At 69.3% G+C, this 24727-nt stretch carries 21 protein-coding genes; 12 read left to right on the top strand and 9 right to left on the bottom strand.

The genetic code is table 11. The features are described 5' to 3' along the window. Positions 1-9: 9 nt before the first annotated feature. The 9 genes from ACFO6S_RS09060 to rpmH form a co-directional block, all read right to left on the bottom strand. Positions 10-690: a GNAT family N-acetyltransferase gene (locus ACFO6S_RS09060; protein ID WP_378416179.1), complete on the bottom strand. Its 681-nt coding sequence runs from the start codon at positions 688-690 to the stop codon at positions 10-12. 232 nt (positions 691-922) lie between these two features. Then, the gene (locus ACFO6S_RS09055; RefSeq protein ID WP_378416177.1) at positions 923-1987 is read right to left on the bottom strand and encodes a ParB/RepB/Spo0J family partition protein; all 1065 of its coding nucleotides are present in this window, start codon (positions 1985-1987) and stop codon (positions 923-925) included. Continuing rightward, positions 1984-2982 carry a ParA family protein gene (locus tag ACFO6S_RS09050; protein WP_378416175.1) on the bottom strand — a complete coding sequence of 333 codons (999 nt, stop codon included), beginning with the start codon at positions 2980-2982 and terminating at the stop codon, positions 1984-1986. The genes ACFO6S_RS09055 and ACFO6S_RS09050 overlap by 4 nt, the downstream gene beginning before the upstream one ends. 61 nt (positions 2983-3043) lie before the next feature. Beyond that, complete coding sequence (rsmG, locus tag ACFO6S_RS09045; RefSeq protein WP_378416905.1) at positions 3044-3715, bottom strand: 16S rRNA (guanine(527)-N(7))-methyltransferase RsmG; 672 nt, start codon at positions 3713-3715, stop codon at positions 3044-3046. Positions 3716-6152: 2437 nt separating this feature from the next. After that, positions 6153-6716: a Jag family protein gene (locus ACFO6S_RS09040; RefSeq protein WP_378416173.1), complete on the bottom strand. Its 564-nt coding sequence runs from the start codon at positions 6714-6716 to the stop codon at positions 6153-6155. A gap of 20 nt (positions 6717-6736) precedes the next feature. Beyond that, positions 6737-7813 carry a membrane protein insertase YidC gene (gene yidC, locus ACFO6S_RS09035; protein ID WP_378416172.1) on the bottom strand — a complete coding sequence of 359 codons (1077 nt, stop codon included), beginning with the start codon at positions 7811-7813 and terminating at the stop codon, positions 6737-6739. 4 nt (positions 7814-7817) lie between these two features. After that, positions 7818-8195: a membrane protein insertion efficiency factor YidD gene (gene yidD, locus ACFO6S_RS09030; RefSeq protein WP_378416170.1), complete on the bottom strand. Its 378-nt coding sequence runs from the start codon at positions 8193-8195 to the stop codon at positions 7818-7820. Continuing rightward, entirely contained in the window at positions 8192-8569 is a 378-nt protein-coding gene (gene rnpA / locus ACFO6S_RS09025) for a ribonuclease P protein component (protein WP_378416169.1), read from the bottom strand. The genes yidD and rnpA overlap by 4 nt, the downstream gene beginning before the upstream one ends. Before the next feature lie 21 nt (positions 8570-8590). Beyond that, positions 8591-8734, bottom strand: a complete 144-nt coding sequence (rpmH, locus tag ACFO6S_RS09020) for a 50S ribosomal protein L34 (protein ID WP_378416167.1) — start codon at positions 8732-8734, stop codon at positions 8591-8593. Positions 8735-9310: 576 nt separating this feature from the next. On the opposite strand from rpmH, the gene dnaA reads away from it, so the two are divergent. The 12 genes from dnaA to ACFO6S_RS08960 all read left to right on the top strand — a co-directional run. Continuing rightward, positions 9311-10867: a chromosomal replication initiator protein DnaA gene (gene dnaA / locus ACFO6S_RS09015; RefSeq protein ID WP_378416165.1), complete on the top strand. Its 1557-nt coding sequence runs from the start codon at positions 9311-9313 to the stop codon at positions 10865-10867. 737 nt (positions 10868-11604) lie between these two features. After that, positions 11605-12789: a DNA polymerase III subunit beta gene (gene dnaN / locus ACFO6S_RS09010; protein ID WP_378416163.1), complete on the top strand. Its 1185-nt coding sequence runs from the start codon at positions 11605-11607 to the stop codon at positions 12787-12789. A 76-nt stretch (positions 12790-12865) separates the two neighbouring features. Next, positions 12866-13759 carry a phosphogluconate dehydrogenase (NAD(+)-dependent, decarboxylating) gene (gene gnd / locus ACFO6S_RS09005; RefSeq protein WP_378416161.1) on the top strand — a complete coding sequence of 298 codons (894 nt, stop codon included), beginning with the start codon at positions 12866-12868 and terminating at the stop codon, positions 13757-13759. Further along, complete coding sequence (gene recF, locus ACFO6S_RS09000; protein ID WP_378416159.1) at positions 13760-14950, top strand: DNA replication/repair protein RecF; 1191 nt, start codon at positions 13760-13762, stop codon at positions 14948-14950. A 25-nt stretch (positions 14951-14975) separates the two neighbouring features. Next, positions 14976-15527 carry a DUF721 family protein gene (locus tag ACFO6S_RS08995; RefSeq protein WP_378416157.1) on the top strand — a complete coding sequence of 184 codons (552 nt, stop codon included), beginning with the start codon at positions 14976-14978 and terminating at the stop codon, positions 15525-15527. A gap of 104 nt (positions 15528-15631) precedes the next feature. Continuing rightward, positions 15632-16540, top strand: coding sequence for a metal-dependent hydrolase (locus ACFO6S_RS08990; protein WP_378416155.1), 909 nt, complete (start codon positions 15632-15634; stop codon positions 16538-16540). Positions 16541-16560: 20 nt separating this feature from the next. After that, positions 16561-17652, top strand: a complete 1092-nt coding sequence (locus ACFO6S_RS08985) for a PDR/VanB family oxidoreductase (RefSeq protein WP_378416153.1) — start codon at positions 16561-16563, stop codon at positions 17650-17652. A gap of 16 nt (positions 17653-17668) precedes the next feature. Then, positions 17669-18625 (top strand): alpha/beta fold hydrolase, encoded by a 957-nt coding sequence (locus tag ACFO6S_RS08980; RefSeq protein ID WP_378416151.1) that lies wholly within the window; start codon positions 17669-17671, stop codon positions 18623-18625. 175 nt (positions 18626-18800) lie between these two features. Further along, on the top strand, positions 18801-20825 hold the full coding sequence (gyrB, locus tag ACFO6S_RS08975; RefSeq protein WP_378416149.1) for a DNA topoisomerase (ATP-hydrolyzing) subunit B: 2025 nt from the start codon (positions 18801-18803) through the stop codon (positions 20823-20825). Between the two features lie 337 nt (positions 20826-21162). Beyond that, a complete protein-coding gene (locus tag ACFO6S_RS08970) occupies positions 21163-24033 on the top strand; it encodes a HAMP domain-containing sensor histidine kinase (protein ID WP_378416147.1) in 2871 nt (956 codons plus the stop codon). 14 nt (positions 24034-24047) lie between these two features. Beyond that, the gene (locus tag ACFO6S_RS08965) at positions 24048-24482 is read left to right on the top strand and encodes a roadblock/LC7 domain-containing protein (RefSeq protein WP_378416146.1); all 435 of its coding nucleotides are present in this window, start codon (positions 24048-24050) and stop codon (positions 24480-24482) included. Between the two features lie 7 nt (positions 24483-24489). Continuing rightward, positions 24490-24727, top strand: a 238-nt coding sequence (locus ACFO6S_RS08960) for a DUF742 domain-containing protein (RefSeq protein ID WP_378416144.1), incomplete at its 3' end; no start/stop codon positions are given.

Here is a 24727-nt window from a genome sequence, read left to right as displayed (position 1 = left end):
CGCGCACCCTCAGTGCGCGCCGACCGTCGACCGGTGCTCGATGTCGGTCACCGTCAGCGACGCCGCCAGGAGCAGCCGCTCGAGCGCCGACTCGACATCCGCCTTCCAGCCGTGGTCGCGGTCCAGCTCGAGCCGCAGCCTCGGGTAACGATGGTGCGCGGCAACCACTTCGAAGCCCATGTCGACGAGGAATCCTGCCTCGATCATGCAGTCGGCGGGCTCGCACTGCGCCCCGGTACGCCGTCCGGGACGACGCTCCTCCTCGTCCCGGACGATCCCGAACGCCTCGATCGCCCGCACCCCACGGTGCACCAGATCGCCCACAACGGCCTGAACCAGGCTGGGCCCTACTCCGTCCAGCTCCGCGGCCGGTTCGAGCCGCACCGTGGTCAGCAGGACCGCGTCCGCACTGACCGGTGCGGTGGGGAAGAGCTTGGCCCGCGGCACCGCGCCGGGCGGGGAGTAGATCGCACATCCGGCGGGGCGGCCGTCGAGGGTGGCGACCTGGCCGCAGGAGCCCCAGTCGAGCATCACCATCGAGAGCCAGGCTTCCTTCTCGAACTCCGGATCGACGAAGCTGCGGGAACTGTGCACCGCGTCGGGATCCATCTCCCAGAAGACGCACCGACGGGAGTGGCGGGGGAGCCTGTCGAGTCCGTCGAGCGTGAGCGGGCTGATGCGCATCGACACCGGTGAACCCGCCTCCAACATCCGAACGCGGGCCTCGGACGCCCGCAGGGCACTACTTCTCACCCCAGGATAGGCGATCGGCGATCCGGCGAGCGGGTACGACCTACCCGTTCCCGAAAGACCTTGACGGCAAGGTCAATTCGAATGGTCGCCGCCACCGACACCGCGGCCGACCCGCCCTGCTGTCACAGTGACGGATCGGCCGCGGGTGCGCGCACCTGGAGAAACGGCGTCAGTTGGCGCCCTGGTGCTCCATCATCTCGACGATCCGCTGCAGGTCGTCAACCGAGCCGAACTCGACGACGATCTTGCCCTTGCGCTTGCCGATGCTCACCGTCACCCGGGTGTCGAACGCCCCCGACAACCGGTCCGCGACGTCCTGCAGGCCCGGCATCTGGATCGGCTTGCGCTTGGCCGGGGGAGTGGGGGCCGCGGCGTCCTCCCGATTCGCCAGCGTCACCGCCTCCTCCGTCGCGCGCACCGACATCCCCTCCGCGACGATCCGCGCGGCCATCGCCTCCTGTGCCTCGGCACCCGCGTCGAGAGAGAGCAACGCCCGGGCGTGGCCTGCGGAAAGCACCCCGGCCGCGACGCGGCGCTGCACCGGAATGGGCAGACGGAGCAGCCGGATCATGTTGGTGACGACCGGACGGGAACGCCCGATCTTGGCGGCGAGCTCCTCGTGCGTGACGTTGAACTCCTCGAGCAGCTGCTGGTACGCGGCCGCCTCCTCCAGCGGATTCAACTGCACCCGATGGATGTTCTCGAGCAACGCGTCGCGCAGCATCGCGCCGTCGTTGGTCTCCCGGACGATCGCCGGGATGCTCTCGAGGCCCGCCTGCTGGCTGGCCCGCCAGCGACGCTCGCCCATCACCAACTGGTAGCGGTCCTCACCCACCCGACGCACCACGATCGGCTGCATCAGGCCGAACTCCCGGATCGAGAACACCAACTCGGCAAGGGCCTCGTCGTCGAAGACCTGACGCGGCTGCTGCGGGTTCGGCTCGATCTGTGCCGCCGGGATCTCGCGGTAGGTGGCACCGACGGGGGAGAGGTCCACCGCGGGCTCCGGGACGACGACCGCGGGCTCCGGGTCCGCGACCGCAGGCGCGGCGGCGGCCGCGGCGGCCTTCTTCCTCGGCTTCGCGGCGGCGGGTGCGGTCGGCGGCGCGGTGTTCACCGCGTTGCCGATGATCACGTCCGCGGCGGCGCTGCCCAGTCGCGGTCCCGCGTCGGGACCGGTCGGAATCAGTGCCGCGAGACCCCGGCCCAGTCCACCCTTGCTTCTCTGGCTCACTGCATCTCCTGGGCGTTCATCGTGGCGGTGCGGGCAGCGAGCTCGCGGCCGGCGTCGAGATAGCTCATGGCACCCCGTGACCCGGGGTCGTAGTCGAGGACGGTCATGCCGTACCCGGGTGCCTCCGAGACCTTCACGCTGCGGGGGATGACAGCCCGAAGTACCCGGTCACCGAAGTGCCGGCGGACCTCGTCGGCGACCTGGTCGGCCAGCTTGGTCCGGCCGTCGTACATGGTCAGCAGCACGGTCGAGACGTGCAGGTCCGGGTTCAGGTGCGACTGCACGAGCTCGATGTTGCGCAGCAGCTGGCCGACGCCCTCCAGCGCGTAGTACTCGCACTGGATCGGGATCAGCACCTCCCGCGCGGCCACCATCGCGTTGACCGTCAGCAGGCCCAGCGAGGGCGGGCAGTCGATCAGGACGAAGTCGACCCCGATCTCGTCGAGCACGGCGTGCGAGAGCGCTGTCTTGAGCCGGCCCTCCCGGGCCACCATCGACACCAGTTCGATCTCGGCGCCTGCCAGGTCGATCGTCGCCGGGATGCAGTACAGGCGCTCGTTGTGGGGGCTCTGCTGAAGGGCCTCGCGGGCCGTGGCTTCGCCGATGAGCAGTTCGTAGCTCGACGGGGTACCCGAGTGGTGGGGAACGCCCAGCGCGGTGCTGGCGTTGCCCTGAGGGTCCAGGTCGACGACGAGGACGGTCAGACCCAGGAGCGCGAGCGACGACGCCATGTTCACCGCGGTGGTCGTCTTGCCGACGCCACCCTTCTGGTTCGCGATGGTGAGCACCCGTCGCTGCTTCGGCTTCGAGACGGTGACGCCGTGGGGGTGCAGCACCTGACTCGCCCGTTGGGCGGCCGCACCGATCGGGGTCTCCTCGAGCGAGATGCCCGAGTAGGCGGAAGCGGGGGAGGGGCTCGAGCCGATGCCGTTGGCGACCTGAGCGGGGTCATGTCCCGTTTCACGTGAAACCGGAGTTGCGGGTCCACTCGACATGTAGTGCTCCTTCATTGTTGCTCGATCGCCACGGCTGCGCTGCGTCGGTTCGACTCGACCATTATCTGCGATGACCACGCCGGGCGACGCGTTCCGCGCGAACGACAATCGTCGGAGTCGGAAGGATGCCCACCCCGCACTCGAGGATGTCCGGCTCGCCCAGGCCCAGCTTGGTCAGTGCCGCCCGGTCGCGAGCAATCTCCTCCGCCGCGCTCGAACCCTTCAGCGCGAGCATCCGGCCGCCCTGGTGCACCAGCGGGACCGACCACCGGGCGAGCTTCTCCAACGGCGCGACCGCGCGGGAGGTGACCACGTCGACGCCGCCGGCCTCGTGCAGCACCCCGGGCTGCTCCGCGCGACCGCGGACCACCCGCACGTCCAACCCGGCCTCCTCGATGAACTCGGCCAGGTACACCGACCGGCGGAGCAGCGGCTCGACGAGGGTGATCCGGAGGTCCGGTCGGGCGATCGCCAGCGGAATGCCGGGCAGCCCGGCGCCGCTGCCGACGTCGACGACGGACTCGCCCTCGCCGATCAGCTCGCCGATCACCGCGCAGTTGAGGAGGTGCCGATCCCAGAGTCGGGGCACCTCGCGGGGTCCGATCAGTCCGCGTTCGACACCCGCCGTGGCGAGGGAGTCGCGGTACCTGATCGCGAGATCGAGGCGATCTCCGAAGACGGTCTGAGCGGCCTCGGGCATGTCGTCGGGCTCGATGTGTTCCACGTGAAACATCTTCCCGCGCGGCCGAGTCATTCCACAAACCAGACGCGCGGGATATCCCAATCTGTGAGGCGAACGGTTGTCGCGATACGTCTCCGGGCACTTCCGGGCGACCGAAGGTACCTGCCCCGACCATCCGACCGGGCGGCCCGGACGACCGGTGGGGGAGGGGAGGGGCTGGTGGTGCCGGGGTGCGCGGCGTGTGTCGGGGTACCCGGCGGGTATCTCGACCGCGGTGGCCGGGCAACCCGTCGACGTGGTTCACCGACAGGCTCGACCACCACGGAGGATCGGATCCCGACGTCTCACTGCGGCCCCGCACTCCGTCGGGTGAATCTGGGACCGGGTCGACGGGGGAGGCGAGGGGGGCGGACAGCACGGAATCCGGTGGACGGCCCGCGTCGCCGGGTCGAGAAGATCGGTCCGCCGGTTCGGACGACCGGGCCGACCCGGCGGAACATGCCGTCGTGGGCGCCGGGCGGATCACCGCCCGAGTTCGTCCGTCGGCGCCGTCGCCGAACCGGGCGGCGAGACCGTCCCGTGCCGCACGCGTCGAAGCCCCTTTCGAGACGACACGCGCGGGCGCTGCCCGCCGGTCGTCCGGGTTGGTCGGGCGCGCACGGCGTCGAGCTCGCGACGGTGGGCGCGACAGCCGCCCCGTTCGGGCCCGCGGCGGCCGCGACACGAGCAGCGCGGTGCATCCGGGCACCGCGCCCCGACGGGAGGCGCCCGCGAGGACACCGCGGGCCCCCGACCGGGGCGTCCGAGTCGGCGGCCCCGGCGGGTGTCGGGTTCCGGCATGCCGGGTTGGGGGTCGGGGTGCGCGGGTTCGCCACCTCTGGGATCCGGTGTGGTCCGCGGCGGACGATCCACCCGGTGCGCATCGTGCCGTGACCGAGAACCGCCGTGCCGGACGTCGGGTCTCGGCCAACCCGCGAGATTCACCGTACGTCCTCGCAGGCCGCGCACAGATGCGCCGCCTGCGAGTGTTCGGCCGCTGTGACGTTTCACGTGAAACTGACCGGGCAAACGCATCCGTCCGGTGGCGACCACGCCCTCCCGCGACGCCGTGCCCGCGCTCGGGGAGATCGGGCCGAGCCCTCCGCCGGTCAGACGTCGGCAGCGGCAGCGGCAGGTGCCGCACCACCAGGTCGCGCCGCACCGCGCGTCGGTCCGTATGTCGGAGCCGCGTTCCACGTGAAACAACCTCCTGCGACACCTGCCCGGCGAGCGGGGGAGGGGAGCGCACGGCCCCGAGGCGAGACCTGTGTGGGGAGGCCGATTCCTCACCCGCGAACGCCGGCCTTCGAGGCGCCACCGTCACCCCGACGCGGCAATACCGGCGCGCACCACCCGATTCGTGCGCCCGGTGCCGGTCGGGCAGCGAACCATGCGTCGCCCTGTTCACCGGGGGCCACGGCGGTACGCGGTCAAGGATCTCCGCCGGCCGCACCGAGGAACGAAGACGCCGCGTCGTCGCGGCGGCTCCCGATCACCGGGGGAATCGACGAGCCCACACAAACACCGCCAGGTGGGCATCGGAATGCGCCCACGCCGCTGGATCGACGCGGGGGACGACAGGGACGGCGCCGCCGGGCGGGCCTCAGCCCCGATACCTGGCCGGCCGAGGCCGTGTCGGAGTTCGATCCGTCGACCGCATGGCGACACCTGCGCGGCGAATCTTCTCGCTTCGCGCTGCCGATCGCACGGGCGCGCACCCACCCACCACAACCCATCGGCTCCGCCGGACCGACTACAGGTTCCGGCCAGGGACGCATCCCTATCGACGCGGGGAGGCTCCGAGCCCCTGACACCGGCAACTCCCTGGGGTCCGGCGTCGACCCTCACCGCCGGACGTGAGCCGGCGGCGCCGGCCTGCCTTCACACCGGACGCCGACGCCCGACGGTTCGGTTCCGGGCATTCCCACTGTTTCACGTGAAGCGGCAACTGTCGCGCGCCGTCGTCGGAAGCCGAGAGGGACGACCCGACGCGACCACCCCGAGTCGGCGCGGACGATGCCCGACATCGCCCCGCGGTACCGCGCGACCGAATCCGAGCGTCCGGCGAGCGGCCCTGCGCCGCCCCTCGCGCCGCGTCGTGGTTGTCGCCGGCGGACCGGGGGAGGGGAGTGGAGCCGGATCCGTCACACCTCGAACCGATGCGCGGCGCGGGACCGACACCCAGGAATCGGGAAGGCGCCGATTCACGTGAAACATGTCGGCGAACCGGACCCGGCACCTCCGTCCGGTTGCCCACACCGACGGCCCGGATCCGACCGCCGACCCGGCGCAAAATCCGCAATTCTCGGCCGAAACTGGGGCACACCGTCACACCGGGGAGTTTCGTCACGGTGACACCTGACGAAACTCCCGGAGCGGAGAACGAAACGGGCCCCCAACCTCTCGGCTGGGGGCCCGTGACAAACTCCGCGGGGGAGCGGGGAGACGGTCAGTCCCTGAGGACGACCACCCGACGCGACGGCTCGACGCCCTCGCTCTCGCTGGAGACGCCGGCGACCGAGGCCACCGCGTCGTGCACGATCTTCCGCTCGAACGGGGTCATCGGGGTGAGCGACTCACGCTCACCCGAATCCAGCACCCGCTTCGCCGCCGCGACACCGATCTCGGTCAGCTCGGCACGACGACCCGCACGCCAGCCGGCGACATCGAGCATGAGTCGGCTGCGCTCGCCGGTCGCCTGCTGGACCGCCAGGCGGGTCAACTCCTGGAGCGCGTCGAGCACCTCACCCTTGTGACCGACGAGCTTCGCGAGATCCTCGCCGCCGTCGATGCTGACGATCGCCCTGTCGCCCTCGACGTCGAGGTCGATGTCACCGTCGAAATCGAGCACATCGAGCAACTGCTCGAGGTAGTCGCCGGCAATCTCGCCCTCTTCGATCAGCGCGTCCTCGGGATCCAAGTCCTCCGACTCGGCCTCGACCGCCACATCCGAAACCACTTCCGCCACGACCTCGTCGTCTCCGTCCCGCTCGGCCACCGGATCATTCGCCATCGTCGTTCCCTTTTCTCGAGTCAGCGCCGCTTGTTGCGCTTGGAAGTCTTACCGCGGTTGCCGGACGGCCGGGTGCCGGGCTTCGGCGTCTTCGCCGGAGTGGCCGAATCGCCGTCGGCGGTCTCCGAGGCATCCGAGACGTCCGCGACGTCGGCCGCGGCAGCGTCGACTGCGGGACTCGCCTTGCGCTTCTTCGCCAGGTCCGGGCGGGCACCAGGCTTGGGGCCGTTGTCCGCGCGGCGCTCGATGGCAGCCTTCTTCTTCTCGGCTTCCTCGATGTCGATGCGGCGGAACACCAGATGCTGCTGAGCGTAGGTCCAGGCGTTGTTCGCCACCCAGTACAGCAGGATGGCGATGAACAGGAACGGGCCACCGACCAGCACGCCGAGCGGGAAGACGTAGAGCGCCAGCTTGTTCATGATCGCCGACTGCGGGTTGGCCGCGGCGGCCTCGCTCTGCCGGGCCACCGAGGCACGCGAGTTGAAGTGCGTGGCGACCGAGGCGATGATCATCAGCGGGACGGCCACGGCCGCGATCGTCCACACGCTGGGGATCGGCACACCGTAGGCGGCGAGCTGGTCCGGCTTGGTGGTGATGGCCGCCGAGATGGGCGCGCCGAAGAGCCGCGCGTCCAGGAACGACTGGACATCGGCCGCGCTGAAGAAGTAGTTGGGGGTGTTCGCGTTGTCCTCGATGGACATGCCGAGCTGACCGAAGCCCTCGCCGGTGCGGTTGAACGACCGCAGGACGTGGAACAGGCCGATGAACACGGGGGCCTGCAGCAGCACCGGAAGGCAGCCCATGATCGGGTTGAATCCGTGCTCCTTCTGGAGCTTCTGCATCTCCAGCGCCATGCGCTGCTTGTCCTTGCTGTACTTCTTCTGCAAGGCCTTGATCTGCGGCTGCAGTTCCTGCATCTGGCGGGTGGTACGGACCTGCTTGACGAACGGCTTGTACAGGATGGCCCGCAGGGTGAACACCAGGAACACCACGGACAGGGCCCACGCGAACCCGTTGTCGGCGCCCAGCACGGCCCCGAACAGCTTGTGCCAGACCCAGAGGATCCCAGACACCGGATAGTAAATGACGTCGAGCACGGCTCTAGGTACTCCTCTGTTCGTGCGCGTCCACCAGACGGTGGGTTTGCTTGTCAGTATCCCTACCGGTGTCAGCGGGCGCTGCACCGCCGTGCCCCCGCGGTCGGCGGACCCGTGGCGGGACCGGATCCCAGCCTCCAGGGTGCCAGGGCGCGCACTTGAGCAGCCGCACAACGGCCAATCCGAGACCGATCACCACGCCTCGTTCGCGCAGGGCGTCCACGGCGTACTCGCTGCAGGTGGGCGTGAATCGACAAGTAGGCAGCCGCAGCGGGGAGACGTAGCTGCGGTAGAGCTCGATGACGAAGATCAGAGCTCGGGCGGGGGCATGGCGCACCGACGTCCACCACCGGGACGCACCCGCAGCTCGACTGTCGGTCATGCCGAATTTCCCACGCTGACAAGAAGATTGAGTTTGCGGAGGCCGGACCGCAACTGCCGGTCCAGATCCTCCGAGGTGGCCGTCGCCGCGCCGGGCAGCGCCCGGATCACCACGTGGGTGCCCTCCGGCACCTCGCGCACGAGGCCCACACAGATATGACGAAGCCGGCGTGCGACTCGATGTCGAATCACCGCCGGCCCGACAGCTTTGCTTACCACCAGTCCGAAACGCGGACCCGGATCCCTCACCAGCGCCTCGGCCTGGATCCCGGTCAGAGCGTGGACAACCACGTCCCGCCGGGCAGCCCGCTGACCACGCCGAACGGCGGACGCGAAGTCCGACCGTCGACGCAACCGGTGCGGCTCAGGAAGCATCCCGAGCTCCCGCAGTCAGAATCAGGCGGTGAGAGATGCGCGGCCCTTTTGGCGACGCGCTGCAACGATCGCGCGCCCTGCACGGGTACGCATACGAAGACGGAAGCCGTGGACGCGCGCGCGGCGTCGGTTGTTCGGCTGGAACGTCCGCTTGCCCTTGGCCACGGTCAACACTCCTAATAGATCATCGGCGTCAGGCGACGCCTCTCAAACTGAAAATTGATGGTCACCGTCCGCCGAGTGCGTGACGAACCGTGCCCAGCGAATTGCAGCCAGCATGAATCCGACACCTCGAATTCAGGTGACTGTACGAGGGTACGCAGTGCATTCCTCGAGGTCAAACCAGCTCCGCACGAACCCGCCGCGACCGCGGCGGTTCCCGCCTGTGGACCAGCCTGTGCACAGCGGTTCGGCCCGGCGGCGTGTCGTCGAGCCGCGTCGCCGACGGTCGTGTAAGACAACTAACACCTGTCTCACCACGCCTCACCTGCGGGCACGTCGACGCCGCAGGTGAGGCGCAGGTGAGCCGCTCCGCACCGAAGTCTCGCCGCGACGAGGCGGGTCTACTCACAGCCCTGTGGTTTATCCACAGATGTGGATAATTGTGTGGAATTACAGTTCAGGTGGCATATTCGGTGGCTTGTAGGGGGATGGTTATCCCCAGGTTTGACGCGTTGACAGGTCCCGGTACCCGAGTCGCGTAAGACGCCGTCTGACCGCCCTGACCTGGGAGGACTGAAGTTGAACGAGGATGCACACACCCTGGATCAGGTCTGGGTGGAGGTCCTCGCTGAACTGACGGCCGACGACTCCCACACACCGTTGTCCAGGGCCCAGAAGGCAATGCTCGCGCTGGTTCGCCCGCTCACCCTCACGCAGGGGTTCGCCCTGCTCTCGGTCCCGTCGGCGTTCGTGCAGGAATCGATCGAGCGCGACCTGCGTGAGCCGATCATGCAGGCGCTCAACCGGCACGTCAGCTCCGGCGTCGAGGGCCTCGGCGTGCGCGTCGCGCCGCCCGAGGAGTCGGCCGAGGCCGAGCCGGCGCGGCTGCCCGGATTCCCCGGCGCCGAGCCGTCCGCACTGAGCACCCCGACCTACCGGCGTCGCCGGCCCGGGGCCGACGAGCCCGACGACACGGTGGCCCCCGAACCCGACGACACCGATCCGGAGGAGATCGACGAGGACCGGGAGGCGATCGCCAGCGTCCACGAGTCCTGGCCGTCCTACTTCACCAAGCCGCCGTCCTCGGCCCCCGCCCAGTCGCGCGCGAACAGCCTCAATGCCAAGTACACCTTCGACACCTACGTCATCGGCTCGTCGAACCGCTTCGCCCACGCCGCCGCGGTCGCGGTCGCCGAGGCTCCCGCCCGGGCGTACAACCCCCTGTTCGTGTGGGGATCCTCCGGGCTGGGCAAGACGCACCTGCTGCACGCGGCCGGCCACTACTCGCAGCGACTGTTCCCCGGCATCCGGGTGAAGTATGTCTCCACCGAGGAATTCACCAACGAGTTCATCAACAGCATCCGCGACGACCGCAAGACCGCGTTCAAGCAGCGCTACCGCGAGACCGACGTCCTGCTGGTCGACGACATCCAGTTCATCGAGGGCAAGGAAGCGATCCAGGAGGAGTTCTTCTACACCTTCGAGGCCCTGCACAACGCCGACAAGCAGATCGTCATCGCCTCCGACCGGCCGCCGAAGCAGCTCGCGACCCTCGAGGAGCGGCTCCGGACCCGCTTCGAGTGGGGCCTGATCACCGATGTCCAGCCGCCCGAGCTCGAGACCCGGATCGCCATCTTGAGCAAGAAGGCCCGGATGGACCGGCTCGACGTCCCGGACGACGTGCTCGAGCTGATCGCCAGCCGGATCGAGCGCAACATCCGTGAACTCGAGGGCGCACTCATCCGGGTCACCGCCTTCGCCTCGCTGAACCGGCAGGCATTGGATCTGACGTTGGCCGAGGTGGTGCTGCGCGACCTGATGCCGGACTCCGCGACCCTCGAGATCAATGCCGCGACGATCATGGCGGCGACGGCCGAGTACTTCAACACCAGCATCGAGGAGCTGTGCAGCCCCGGGAAGACCCGGCCCATCGCGCAGGCCCGGCAGATGGCGATGTACCTGTGCCGCGAACTGACCGACCTCTCGTTGCCGAAGATCGGGCAGACCTTCGGTCGCGACCACACCACGGTCATGTACGCCGACAAGAAGATCCGCAAGGAGATGACCGAGCGGCGCAAGGTCTACGACCAGGTACAGGAGCTGACCGCGCGGATCAAGCAGCGTTCGAAGCGCTGATCGTCCGGACAGAAATGCAGGTGAAGGGTCCGGCGGGGTGTTCCCGCCGGACCCTTTGTCAATACAGGTAGTGCACTACGCACGACGCAGGCCCCGGCGGGGTCCATTGTGGGTAGAGGTGTGGGGGGCGTGCGCGACAGGGGGTCGCACGCCCCCCACACCTGTCTGCACACATCCCGGCCCCGTCACTCCGTCACCGGACACGTCAGGCGTCCGGTGACATCACCGTCGTGTCATCACCCACGTGCCATCACGCTCGTTCACCCCCGGCCGGCCCTCGAGTGCCCACCGACACGCCGCGGCCGGCCGGGCGTTCTCACTGCCGTTCGCACCCCTCACATCTGGGGATAAGCATGTGTGAAACCTCGGGAATCTGGGGATAACTCGAGGATGGTCTCGAACAACAATTTCCCTGTCCACAGCAGGCACGATCTATCCTCGAGTTCATCCTCGAGCTGTCCCCAGTGCGTCACACCGACAGACCTGCGTTTTGCCGCCCTTGTCCACAGATTCCACAGGACCTACTACTACTTCTGTTTTCTCTTCCGGAGAGATCAGTTGAAAACAGGTTCTGTGGAGTAACCCATCCTCGAGCAGGCCCAGGGGCCACGACGCGGCCGGTTTCAGCTTTCAACTTCGGCCCCGAGGGCATACGGTGTGCATCTGTCGCCTGTGCCGGATTCTTGAGATTCGCCGCGGCGGTCGGCAATCACGTCTACGAGAGGATCAACCCACCGATGGAGCTCGGGAGTATGAAGTTTCGAGTCGCCCGGGAAGACTTTGCGGATTCCGTCGCGTGGGTGGCCCGCAGCCTGCCGTCCCGTCCGCCGGTCCCCGTCCTCGGTGGAGTCCTGATCTCCGCGGACGAACAGGGTCTGACCATCTCCGGATTCGACTACGAGACGTCGGCGCAGGTCCGGATCTCGGGAGAGGTCTCCGTCCCCGGCCAGTCCCTGGTCTCCGGCAAGCTCCTCGCCGACATCACCCGATCGCTGCCGGCCAAGCCCGTGGACGTCACGGTCGACGGCACCCGGGTGCTGATCACCTGCGGGCCGGCCAAGTTCTCCCTGCCGACGATGCCGGTCGAGGACTACCCGCAGTTGCCTGAGTTGCCGCAGCAGACCGGCCACCTGCCCGTGGACGTGTTCTCCGAAGCGATCAGTCAGGTCGCCGTCGCCGCAGGCAAGGACGACACCCTCCCCATGCTCACCGGCATCCGGGTCGAGATCGAGGGCACCAACGTCGTCCTCGCGGCGACCGACAGGTTCCGGCTCGCGGTCCGTGAGATCGAGTGGACGCCCGCCAGCGCGGACACCAGCGCCGCAGTGCTCATTCCCGCGAAGACCCTGTCCGAGGCTGCGAAAACCCTTGCAGGACCGTCGAATTCGCCGGTACACCTCGCCTTCGGCGCGGGTTCCACGGTCGGTTCGGAAGGCCTGCTCGGCATCGTCGGCGAGGGCCGCCGCACCACCACCCGGCTGCTCGACGCCGAATTCCCCAAGTTCCGTCAGCTGCTGCCGCCCGAGCACACCGCCGTCGCGACCGTCGAGATCACCCCGCTGGTCGACGCGATCAAGCGAGTGGCACTCGTCGCCGATCGGGGCGCCCAGGTCCGGATGCAGTTCTCCGAAGACGGTCTGCTGCTCGCCGCGGGTGGCGACGACGCCGGCCGCGCGGAGGAAGCCATCGAGGCCAACTTCCAGGGCGAGGCCCTGACCATCGCCTTCAACCCCGGGTACCTGATCGACGGCCTGAACTCCATGCACACCGAGCGGGTCTCGTTCGGCTTCACCACCCCGAGTCGTCCCGCCGTGCTGCGTCCGGCCGCCGAGGAGGAGCCGGTGCCCGGTGATTCCGGGGCTTTCGCCGCGCCCGAGAGCAGCTACACCTACCTGTTGATGCCGGTCCGCCTGCCGGGCTGAGCACCCCCGGCGGCGACCGCCGCCGAAGCCCCGAGTCGTCAGGTACCTGAAATCCGAGTGAAGGGACATCACGGAGATGCAACTGGGACTGGTCGGACTCGGGAAAATGGGTTTCAACATGCGCGAACGCCTGCGCGGTCACGGTCACGACGTGGTCGGGTACGACCCGCGTCCGGAGGTCTCCGACGTGGCCACCCTTGCGGATCTGGTCGCGAGCCTCGCGGCCCCGCGACTGGTCTGGGTGATGGTGCCGTCCGGACAGGTCACCCGGGAGACCGTCGCGGCGTTGGCCGAGGTGCTCGAGGCGGGTGACCTGGTGATCGACGGGGGGAACTCCCGTTTCACCGAGGACCGCCCGCACGCGGACCTACTCGGCGCGCGCGGCATCGGTTTCCTCGACTGCGGCGTCTCGGGCGGCGTCTGGGGCCTGGAGAACGGCTACGGGCTGATGGTCGGTGGCGCGGCGGCCGACGTCGAACGGGCCCTGCCGGTCTTCGATGCACTGCGACCCGAGGGGGACCGGGCCGACGGCTACGTCCACGCGGGACCCGTGGGCGCAGGCCACTTCGCCAAGATGGTGCACAACGGCATCGAGTACGGGCTGATGCAGGCCTACGCCGAGGGCTACGAACTGCTCGAGGCGGAGGACCTCGTCACCGACGTGCACGGCGTGCTGCGCGCCTGGACCAAGGGCACCGTCGTGCGTTCCTGGCTGCTCGACCTGTTGGTGAAGGCCCTCGCCGAGGACCCGAATTTTTCCGAAATCTCTGGCTACACACAGGATTCCGGAGAGGGACGGTGGACCGTGGAAGAGGCGATCAACCATGCAGTGCCTGCACCCGTGATCTCCGCGGCGCTGTTCGCGCGGTTCGCCTCGCGCCAGTCGGACTCGCCCGCGATGAAGGCAGTCTCCGCGCTGCGCAACCAGTTCGGTGGTCACGCCGTCCAGCGGGTCTCGGAATCCGGCTAAGTGTTCGTTCGCAAGTTCACGCTCCGGGACTTCCGGTCCTGGGACGGAGTCACCCTCGAGCCGGGACCCGGCACCACCCTGTTCCTCGGCCCCAACGGACACGGCAAGACCAACCTCATCGAGGCCCTCGGCTACCTGGCCACCCTGGCCTCGCACCGGGTCTCCACCGACGCCCCGCTGATCCGGGCCGGCGCGAGTCAGGCCCAGGTCGGGGCGGTGGTGGTCAACGACTCGCGAGAGTTGGCCGTCGACCTGGAGATCAATGACGGACGGGCGAACCGGGCCCGGATGAACGGTTCGCCGGTGCGTCGGCCCCGCGAGATTCTCGGCGTGCTCCGAAGTGTGCTGTTCGCGCCGGAGGACCTGTCCCTGGTGCGCGGCGACCCGGGCGACCGCCGCCGGTTCCTGGACGAACTGCTGTGCTCGCGGCTGCCGCGGATGGCCGCGGTCAAGGCGGACTACGACAAGGTGCTGCGGCAGCGCAGCGCCCTGCTCAAGTCCGCCGGCGGTGCGCTGCGGCGCGGCGGTCGCTCCACTGACGGAACGAGTGCCCTTGCCACCCTTGATGTCTGGGACGGACACCTGGCGGTGCACGGCGCCGAACTGCTCGCAGGCCGACTCCGTCTCGTCGGTGAGCTCACCGAGCACGTCGCCCAGGCCTACCGGGACCTTGCGCCCGAGTCACGGCCGGCGAGCATCGGGTACCGCAGCAGCCTGGGCGCCTCCATGCCGCCGGAACTGCTCGACCCGGCACGGGTGTGGCTCCGCGAGGACGTCGAGGTGCTCGAGGCCAGCTTCCTCAACGAACTCGCGGTGGCCCGCCAGCGCGAGATCGACCGCGGTGTGTGCCTGGTCGGACCGCACCGAGACGACCTGGAGCTGGTGCTGGGGGACCAGCCGGCCAAGGGGTACGCCAGCCACGGGGAGTCGTGGTCGTTCGCGCTGTCGCTGCGGCTGGCGGCGTTCGCGCTGCAGCGCGCGGACGGCACCGACCCGGTGCTGATGCTCGACGACGTGTTCGCCGAGTTGGACCGCAAGCGTCGCAGCGCCCTCGCGGCGGTCGCGGCGGGGGCCGAGCAGGTCCTGATCACCGCGGCGGTCGCGGAGGACGTGCCTGCCGAACTCGACGCGGCCCGCTTCGCGGTCGAGGCCGTCGCGACGCCGACCGGCCGCACCTCCAGGCTCGGCTGAGCCACCGAACGGAAAGGACACACCCATGGCAGAGAACACGGCAGCCGACCCCGGTCAGGGCGGTGGCGGCGAGCTGCGGGGAATCGACCTGGCCCGGCGCGCGCTCGAGGAGGCCCGCGCGGCCGCGAAGGCCAAGGGGCAGTCGGTCGGGCAGGGCCGCTCGTCGTCGTCGGGTAAGAAGCACACCGGTCGGCGCGGATGGTCGGGGGCCGGGCCGGACCGGCGCGACCCCCAGACCTTCGGCTCGCTGACCAGCTCGATCGCCAAGACGCGGGGCTGGTCGTCGAAGGTCACCGAGGGCACCGTGTTGGGCCGGTGGCCCCAGGTGGTGGGGGAGGACATCGCCGACCACGCCAACCCGACGGGGCTGCGTGACGGCGTGCTGAGCATCTCCGCCGAGTCCACGGCCTGGGCCACCCAGCTGCGGATGATGCAGCCGCAGATACTCGCGAAGATCGCCGCCGCCGTCGGTGACGGCGTGGTCACCACCCTGCGCATCGCCGGGCCGACCGCCCCGAGCTGGCGCAAGGGCGAGTTGCACATTCGTGGGCGCGGCCCGCGTGACACCTACGGATAGGCCGACCCTGGATTTGTCTATAACCCAGTGTTACGGTTACTCGTCTCTAGTTGAGTGAACTGTGTCACAGGCGTCGCGTCCCGCGACGTCGAGAGGGGAATCCGATGTCCATCGACACGTCGCGTGTACCGGCCGTGGCGGAACCCGACCATCTCCTGCTGCAGGCCCGGAACGTGGAGTTCGACTGGTCGGACCTGCCGATGCACTGGATTCCGGGCGACCCCTTCGCCACCCATGTGTTCAACGTGCTGCACCTGCTGCTCCCCGCGGGCGAGGACTGGTTCGTCGAGACGTTCAAGGAGGCGCTCCCGCTGATCGAGGACGAGGAGCTGCGCGCCGACGTCGCGGGCTTCATCGGCCAGGAGGCGATGCACTCGCACGCCCACACCGGCGTGCTCGTGCACCTCAAGGAGAAGGGCCTGGACCCGACGCCGTTCACCGACCAGATGGAATGGGTGTTCGGCAAGCTCCTCGGGCCGCGACCGTTCACGGCGGGGCGCCGGGAGAACTACCTGATCGAGCGGCTCGCGTTGATCGCGGCGATCGAGCACCTGACCGCGTTCCTCGGTGACTGGGTTCTCAACGCCCGGGGCCTGGACCGGGCGAACCCGCACCCGACGATGCTGGACCTGTTGCGCTGGCACGGCAGCGAGGAGGTCGAGCACCGCGCCGTCGCCTACGACGTGATGCGCTACTTCGACAAGCGGGAGTCCCGGCGCCTGCGCACCCAGCTCATCGCCACCCCCGCCATCGTCTACCTGTGGGTGCGCGGCACCCGGTTCCTGATGGCGAACGATCCCGAGCTGGCGAGCTGGGCGCCGCACCGGCGCAAGCCGCACTGGTCCGACTTCCGGGCGGCGGGACGGCGTGGGGTGCTGCCGTCCACCAGGGAGGTGGTGGTGCGGATGGGCCGCTACTTCGGCCGCAATTACCACCCCTCGCACGAGGGCTCGACGGCCCAGGCCGTGGCGTACCTCGCCGCCTCCCCGGCCGCGCAGGCCACGGACCGGTAGCGCCACCCTCGATGACGACCATGACGAACGTGCCCGACGAGAACGCCGCGCCGCCGCCGGACCTGCGCGGCCGGGCCCACGGCGACCGGGTGATGTCCGCGATCAAACTGTTGGCGGACAACTACTTTCGGTTTATCGAGCGGCACGACTACAACCCGGACCACGCCGGCCACAACCCGGACTCCGCGATGACCCTCACGGTGACCGAGCGGGAGGTCGTCGCGCTGGACGAGAACGTCGCCGCGCTCACCTTCGCCGCCCCCGGCGGCGGCGACCTGCCGGCCTGGCAGCCGGGCTGTCACCTCGACTTCCATCTGCCCTCCGGGCGTCGTCGTCAGTACTCGCTGTGCGGGGACCCGGCCGACCGCACCCGGTACCGCATCGCGGTCCGGGCGATTCCGGACGGCGGCGGCGGGTCCGTCGAGATGCACGGCCTGAGGCCCGGCGCCACCGTGACCGTCCGGGGCCCCCGCAACGGCTTCCCGTTCGTCGGACACGGCCGGGCGCTCTTCGTCGCCGGTGGCATCGGGATCACCCCCATCCTGGCGATGGTGCGGGCCGCCCGGGAGGCAGGCATGGACTGGCAGTTCGTGTACTCGGGCCGGTCCCGCGAGTCGATGCCATTCCTGTCCGAGATCGAATCATGGGACCAGTCAAGGGTTTTCGTCCGTCCGGACGACGAGTTCGGCTTGCCGAGTGCGCAGGACCTGCTGGGTCGGGCGCCGGTGGGCGGCGCGGTCTACTGCTGTGGACCGGCGCCGATGCTCGAGCTGGTGCGGTCCCGCTTCCCGGACACCTCGGCGAGCGCACTGCACTTCGAAAGGTTCGGTGCCCCACCAGTTCTGGACGGTGAAGAGTTCGAGATCGAGCTGGCGTCCAGCGGCGAGGTGCTCGCGGTGCCCGCGGACCGGTCCGCGCTGGACGTGATCCGGGAGCGGCTGCCGGGCGTCGGGTACTCCTGCCAGCAGGGTTTCTGCGGCACCTGCAAGGTGCGCGTGCTCGCCGGCGCCCCCGACCACCGGGAGACCCGGTTGAGCGAGTCCGAGCGCGCGGACGAGATGTTGATCTGCGTGTCGAGATCGTCCGGTGACCGCCTGGTCCTGGACCTCTAGACCTGAGGAGTAGCGAATGAGCAAGAGCGTCAACGATTCCGGTGGTACTCGTCCGGCCGTCGCGTCGACGGTCCGCAACGGCGACGTCGAGCTGGCCGTGTTCGAGCAGGGTCCCCCGGACGCGCCCACGCTGTTGCTGGTGCACGGGTGGCCGGACACCCACCGGCTGTGGGAGCACGTGGTGCCACGCCTGGCGGAGAAGTTCCGGGTGGTCAGCTACGACAGTCGCGGCGCCGGTGCGAGCACCGTCCCGACCGAGGTGTCGGCCTACCGGCTCGAGACGATCGCGCAGGACCTGTTCGCGGTCGTCGACGCGGTCAGCCCCGACTCGCCCGTGCACGTCCTGGCCCACGACTGGGGTTCGGTCGAGGCCTGGGAGGCGGTCTGCGAGCCCGGAGCGACCCGACGCATCGCGTCGTTCACGTCGATCTCCGGTCCCAACCTGGATCACCTCGCGACCTGGATCCGGGCCGGGTTCGCCGCCCCGAACCCGCGTCGGGTGTGGAACCGGCTCACCCAGGCGGTCGCGTCCGCGTACACGGTGCTCTTCCAGATACCCGTCCTGGGACCGCTCCCGTTCCGGCTCGGCCTGGACCGGATGTGGCCGACATTCCTGAGGTTCTTCGACGGCCTCGACCCCGCGCTGGTGCCGACCGCGCCGACACTGCGCGCGGACATGGTCAACGGGCTCAAGCTCTACCGGGCCAACATCCGGCCGCGTCTCGGCGGTCCGCGGGAACGTCGCACCGACGTGCCGGTGCAGTTGATCCTCAACGCGCGCGACCGGGCGGTGCGCCCGGTGGTCTACGAGGACGCCGAGCGGTGGGCCCCTGACCTGCGACGACGGGTGATCGGCGCCGGTCACTGGTCGCCGGTCTCGCACTCCGCGGAGGTGGCCGCGCTGACCGTCGCGTTCATCGAGGACGTGCTGGCCCGTGACCTCGACGACGACACCGCCGAGGCCTCTTCCTGACCCGACCCGGCAGGCTCCCACCTACCGGGTCCTTCGAAAACGCGCCCACGGGGCGGTCAGGGGTGTCGTAGGCGCCCCCGGTCATGCCCGTGCCAGTAAGATGGCGTGGTACCTCGCGGCCTCCTGCACCACTGGCCGCGGTCGGCATGTAGATGAGAAGGAGAGCACCCCGCCCGTGGCTGCCCAGAAGTCAGACAAGAGCACTCCGAACAAGGACTACGGCGCTTCTTCCATCACCGTCCTCGAGGGCCTCGAGGCGGTACGCAAGCGTCCCGGCATGTACATCGGTTCCACCGGTGAGCGCGGCCTGCACCACCTGATCTGGGAGGTCGTCGACAACTCCGTCGACGAGGCGATGGCCGGCTACGCCTCCAAGGTCGAGGTCAGCATCCTCGAGGACGGCGGCATCCGGGTCGTCGACGACGGCCGCGGCATCCCGGTCGCCATGCACGCGTCGGGCGTCCCGACCGTCGAGGTCGTCCTCACCCAGCTGCACGCAGGCGGCAAGTTCGACTCGGACTCGTACGCCGTCTCCGGCGGTCTGCACGGCGTCGGCATCTCCGTGGTCAACGCGCTGTCCACCCGGCTCGACGTCGACATCAAGCGCGACGGCTCCGAGTGGCAGCAGACGTACACCGAGTCCAAGCCCGGTGAACTCGTCGAGGTCGGCCCCAGCAAGGAGACCGGGACCACGGTCACCTTCTGGGCGGACCCGGAGATCTTCGAGACCACCCGCTACAACTTCGAGACGGTCGCCCGGCGTCTGCAGGAGATGGCCTTCCTGAACAAGGGTCTGACCATCACGCTCACCGACGAGCGCGCGGAGGTCATCGACGACGAGGGCACCGACACCGCCGAGGCGCCGAAGTCGGCCGCCGAGGAGGAGGAGATCGCCGCCCGGCCGAAGATCAAGTCCCGGACCTACCACTACCCCGGTGGTCTCGAGGACTACGTCCGGCACATCAACAAGACCAAGACCGCGATCCACAACTCGGTGGTCGGCTTCACGGCGAAGGGCACCGGCCACGAGCTCGAGGTCGCGATGCAGTGGAATTCGAGCTACTCGGAGTCCGTGCACACCTTCGCGAACACCATCAACACCCACGAGGGCGGCACCCACGAGGAGGGATTCCGCGCCGCGCTGACCGCGACGGTCAACAAGTACGCGCTGGAGAAGAAGCTCCTCAAGGAGAAGGACACCAAGCTCACCGGTGACGACATCCGTGAGGGGCTCGCGGCGATCGTCAGCGTCAAGGTCAGTGAGCCGCAGTTCGAGGGCCAGACCAAGACCAAGCTGGGCAACACCGAGGTCAAGTCGTTCGTGCAGAAGGCGTGCAACGAGCACCTCGCGCACTGGTTCGAGTCCAACCCGGCGGACGCCAAGACGATCGTGACCAAGGCGGTGTCCTCCGCGCAGGCCCGGATGGCGGCGCGCAAGGCCCGCGAGATGGTGCGCCGCAAGAGCGCCACCGACCTGGGCGGGCTGCCCGGCAAGCTGGCCGACTGCCGTTCCAACGACCCGGCCAAGTCCGAGATCTACATCGTGGAGGGCGACTCCGCAGGCGGCTCGGCCAAGTCCGGCCGCGACTCGATGTACCAGGCGATCCTGCCGCTGCGCGGCAAGATCATCAACGTCGAGAAGGCCCGCATCGACCGCGTCCTCAAGAACACCGAGGTCCAGTCGATCATCACCGCGTTCGGCACCGGCATCCACGACGAGTTCGACATCGCCAAGCTGCGGTACCACAAGATCGTGCTGATGGCCGACGCCGACGTCGACGGCCAGCACATCGCCACCCTGCTGCTGACGCTGCTGTTCCGGTTCATGCGTCCGCTGGTCGAGCACGGTCACGTCTACCTCGCGCAGCCGCCGCTGTACAAGCTCAAGTGGCAGCGGTCCGAGCCGGACTTCGCCTACTCGGACCGTGAGCGTGACGCCCTGATCGACGCCGGCCTCAAGAGCGGCAAGAAGATCAACAAGGACGACGGCATCCAGCGCTACAAGGGCCTCGGCGAGATGAATGCCAAGGAGCTGTGGGAGACCACCATGGATCCGACGGTCCGCGTGCTCCGCCTGGTGACCCTCGACGATGCCGCGGCCGCGGACGAGCTGTTCAGCGTCCTGATGGGCGAGGACGTCGAGGCGCGCCGCAGCTTCATCACCCGCAATGCCAAGGATGTCCGTTTCCTCGACGTCTGACCCAGCAGTGCGCCGGCGAGCCGGGCGGGTGTGAAGTGAGTCACTTTCGCCGCCCGGCTCGACGAACCAGCTGAAGCGGATGGCGCATGGCGGTATCAATAGGGGCTGACGTGTCGAGATCATCTCGGCATGGGATGGGTCTGTCGGCATATGGTCACGGATTGGTAACGACCCGAGATCGATAAGGCCGCACTTCGGGGGTCGGGGCCTCTCCGGCTCCGGAACCGCCGAGGAGTCGGTCCTCGACTCCCTCCACTGAACAGTCGTTCTGTGGTCCGGGGGGGCGGCACGAGTGCGCAAAGTCGTGTCGGACCTGGGTGGAAAGTGAGTTTGGAAGATGAAGACGCAGTCGCCGCCTGTCAACAGGCCGTGGAACCTCGAAGGCTGGGGTCTGCGATGGAAGGTCGCCGCGGTGCTCGTGCTCCCGGTCACCGTGGCATTGGTGCTCGGTGGCATGCGGGTACAGGACGACCTCAGCACGTCCTCACACTTCAGCCACGCCGCGGAACAGACCGCCCTGATCGCCCCACTGCTGGACATGGACGTCGCCACCGGCTTCCTCGTCGCCAACTACCTCTCCCAGCAGGGATCGCCCGCCGACGACCTCGAACTGGTCAACCAGACCATCGAGACGATGCGCGGTGTGGTCTCCGACCCCGACGTCGACCCCGCACTGGTGGCCGACGTCGAGCAGGTGATCGCCGACACCGAGACGCTCCGCGACGAGATGAAGAAGCTTCCCCTCGACGAGATCGGTGCCCGCACGGCCGCGATCCAGGGGCAGGCGGCGAAGACCGTCATCGCGGCGATCGCCGCGGTCGGCGACGAGACGATCGCCAACGAGGGCAACCGGCTGATCGACGCCTGGGCCGCGCAGCGCCGCCTCTTCGACCAGACCCTCGCGATCATCAAGCGCTACCAGGATCCGACGTCGACCGACACCGCGCTGGTCTCGGCCATCGGCTCCGAAGTTGCCATGCTCGACATCCTCGCCCGCTACTTCCCGGCCGACGACCCGAACCTGGACGCCCTGCGACAGGCGGTCAACGCGCGTAGCAACATCATGGCCACCACGCCTGCGGGTGTGCCGCCGGGGCTCGCGATGCATCAGACGATGCTCGACAGTCAGCAGGTCTACACGCCCCTGATCAAGAGTTCGTCGAACGCGATCATCGACCTGGTGGCGGCGAAGGCCGACGAGACCCGTTCCGCGGCGCTGCGTGCCGCCCTCGCGGTGCTCGCGACGATGCTCGCGACGATCGTGCTGGGTCTGCTCGTGGCGCGTTCCCTCGTCCGCCCGATTCGCCGGCTCCGGCGCGGCACGCTCAAGGTGGCTTCCGAGGACCTTCCCAACGCGATCGAGCGGATCAAGGTCGGCGACACCTCCGCGGTCACCGACTTCGAGCCGATCCCGGTGCACACCACCGAGGAGATCGGCCAGCTCGCGCGTGCCGTGGACGACATGCACGGCCAGGCGCTCAAGCTGGCCGGCGAGCAGGCGCAGTTGCGCCTGCAGATCGGCGACATGTTCGAGACGCTGGCCCGGCGCAGCAAGTCGCTGGTCGACCAGCAGCTGGGCCTGATCGAGAACCTCGAGTTCGAGGAGAAGGATCCCAAGCGCCTCGAAAGCCTGTTCCGGCTCGACCATCTCGCGGCACGCATGCGCCGAAACGGCGAGAACCTGCTGATCCTCTCCGGCACCCGGACCCGACGTGGCCACTCCGAGCCCGTCCAGGTCGGCGACGTGCTGCGCGCCGCGATGTCCGAGGTCGAGGACTACCAGCGGGTGGAGGTCGGCAACACGCCGCAGGGTGCGATCGCCGGTGCCGTCGCCACGGACATCGTGCACCTGCTGGCGGAACTGCTGGACAACTCGCTGCGGGCGTCCCCGCCGGATACCAAGGTGACCTTCAACTTCGCCCGGGCGGTCGACGGCGGCCTGCTGCTCGAGATCGCGGACTGCGGCATCGGCATCCAGGCCGTTGAGCTGGCGAAGATCAACGAGCGTCTCGCGTCCGGCGGTGAGGTCAGTGCCGAGACCGCCCGGCACATGGGTCTGTTCGTCGTCAGCGAGCTCGCCGCACAGCACGGCCTGACCGTCCGGATGCGCCGGACCTTCGACTCCGTCCGGAACCAGGGCGTCACGACCAGTGTGCACATTCCGCACACCGCGATCGTCTCGCCGCTGGCGCTGGCGATGACGGGGCCGCAGTCGCCCCTGGACACCTACGGCACCGCGCCGACCGCTCAGCAGTGGGCTCCCGCGCCGATGTCGCAGATCCCCGAGCCCGTCGTCCCGGTCTCCGTCACGGTCGGTCCGGGACCGATCACCCTGGCGCAGGACGTCGCGGCGCCGGCTCCCACAGCTCCGGCCCCCGTGGCCGCACCGGCCGCACCCGCGCAGCCCGTGACCGCGCCCGTGCCGACAGCGGCTCCCGCTCCGCCCGCTCCGCAGGCACCGCAGGCACCGCCGCAGCCCGTCGCCGGACCGTCGTTGCCGCAGCGCAACCCGGGCGCCGCTGCGGGGTTCACGGAGCGACCCTCCCCGCCGCCGCTGTCGACGTCTCCGCAGCGGCCCTCCCCGCCCCCCGTGGCGGCTCCTCCGCAGCGTCCCGCCCCGGCCCCCGCCGCTGCGCTGCCGCGACGCACCCCCGGAGCCACTCCCGGGTTGCCGCAGCGGACCGACACTGTCGGGCCGACCCCTGCGCAGATCCCGGCGCCGGTGGTCGCGCAGGCACCCGCCCCGGCTCCTGCCCCGGTGGCCGACGAGCAGGGCGTGTCGCGCCGGCACCGCTACCGGTTGAACTCCGAGAAGACGGCCTCGTTCTTCGTGGCCCGTCCGCGTCCGGAGGAGTCGCCTGCGCTGCTCTCCACCGAGACGACGCCGATCTTCATGGGTATGGTCTCGGACTGGCTCACCGACCCCACCGACGCCGAGGTGAACCCCGGCTGGAAGTCCGCCGCGGACGCGGGCTGGGACGCCGCCAACCGGGCCACCGGAATGCGCGACGAGCCGCGGACCCCGACGGGGCTGCCGCAGCGCCAGCCCGGGCACCGACTGGTGCCCGGTGGCGTCGAGGGTGCTGACAGGATCAACCAGCCGGAGAGGCTGCGCGACCCGGAAGCCATCCGCGAGAAGCTCAGCAGGCACCAACAGGGCATTCGCGACGGCCGCGCCGCCGGCCAGGCCGAACGCAACAGCATCTAAGGAGACAGATGAACATGGATCAGGGATCCGAGCTCAACCTGGATCAGGGATCCGCGGGTCGCAGCTCACTCGACTGGCTGGTCTCGAACTTCGCGCGCGACGTGCCGGGTGTGACCCACGCGGTGCTGGTGTCCGCGGACGGGCTGCTGATGGCGGCCAGCGCGCACCTGCCGGTGGACCGGGCCGAGCAGCTGGCGGCGGTGACCTCCGGGCTCGCGAGCCTGTCGGCAGGCGTCTCGCGGCTGTTCGAGGGCGGCGGGGTGCTCCAGTCCGTCGTCGAGATGCAGCGCGGTTACCTGCTGTTGATGAGCGTCGGCGACGGTTCGCACCTGGCGACGCTCACCTCGACGGGCTGCGACATCGGGCAGGTCGGCTACGAGATGGCGCTGCTGGTCGACCGCGTCGGCGCGTCGGTGCAGGCGGCGCCTCGGGCCGCCGCCGGCAGCTGAGTTCGCGGTGGCCAGGGACGACGAGTACTTCGAACATTCCGGCAGTGGGCCGAGCCTGGTTCGGCCGTACTCGCTGACGTCCGGGCGTACCCGCCCCGCGGTGGAGTTGGCGCTCGAGGCGCTGATCCAGGCGTTGCCGGACACCGCGAACCGAAACTGGGAACTCGGGGACGTGGACGCGACGATCGTGGCATTGTGCGCACAGTCGCCGTCCGTGGCCGAGATCGCGGTCCGGGTCGGTGTGC

Source organism: Rhodococcus kronopolitis (assembly GCF_042654025.1).
GTDB classification, from domain to species: Bacteria; Actinomycetota; Actinomycetes; order Mycobacteriales; family Mycobacteriaceae; genus Rhodococcus_G; species Rhodococcus_G kronopolitis.
Note: the sequence above shows the minus strand (reverse complement) of the source record. Positions and strands in the feature narration are given on the sequence as shown.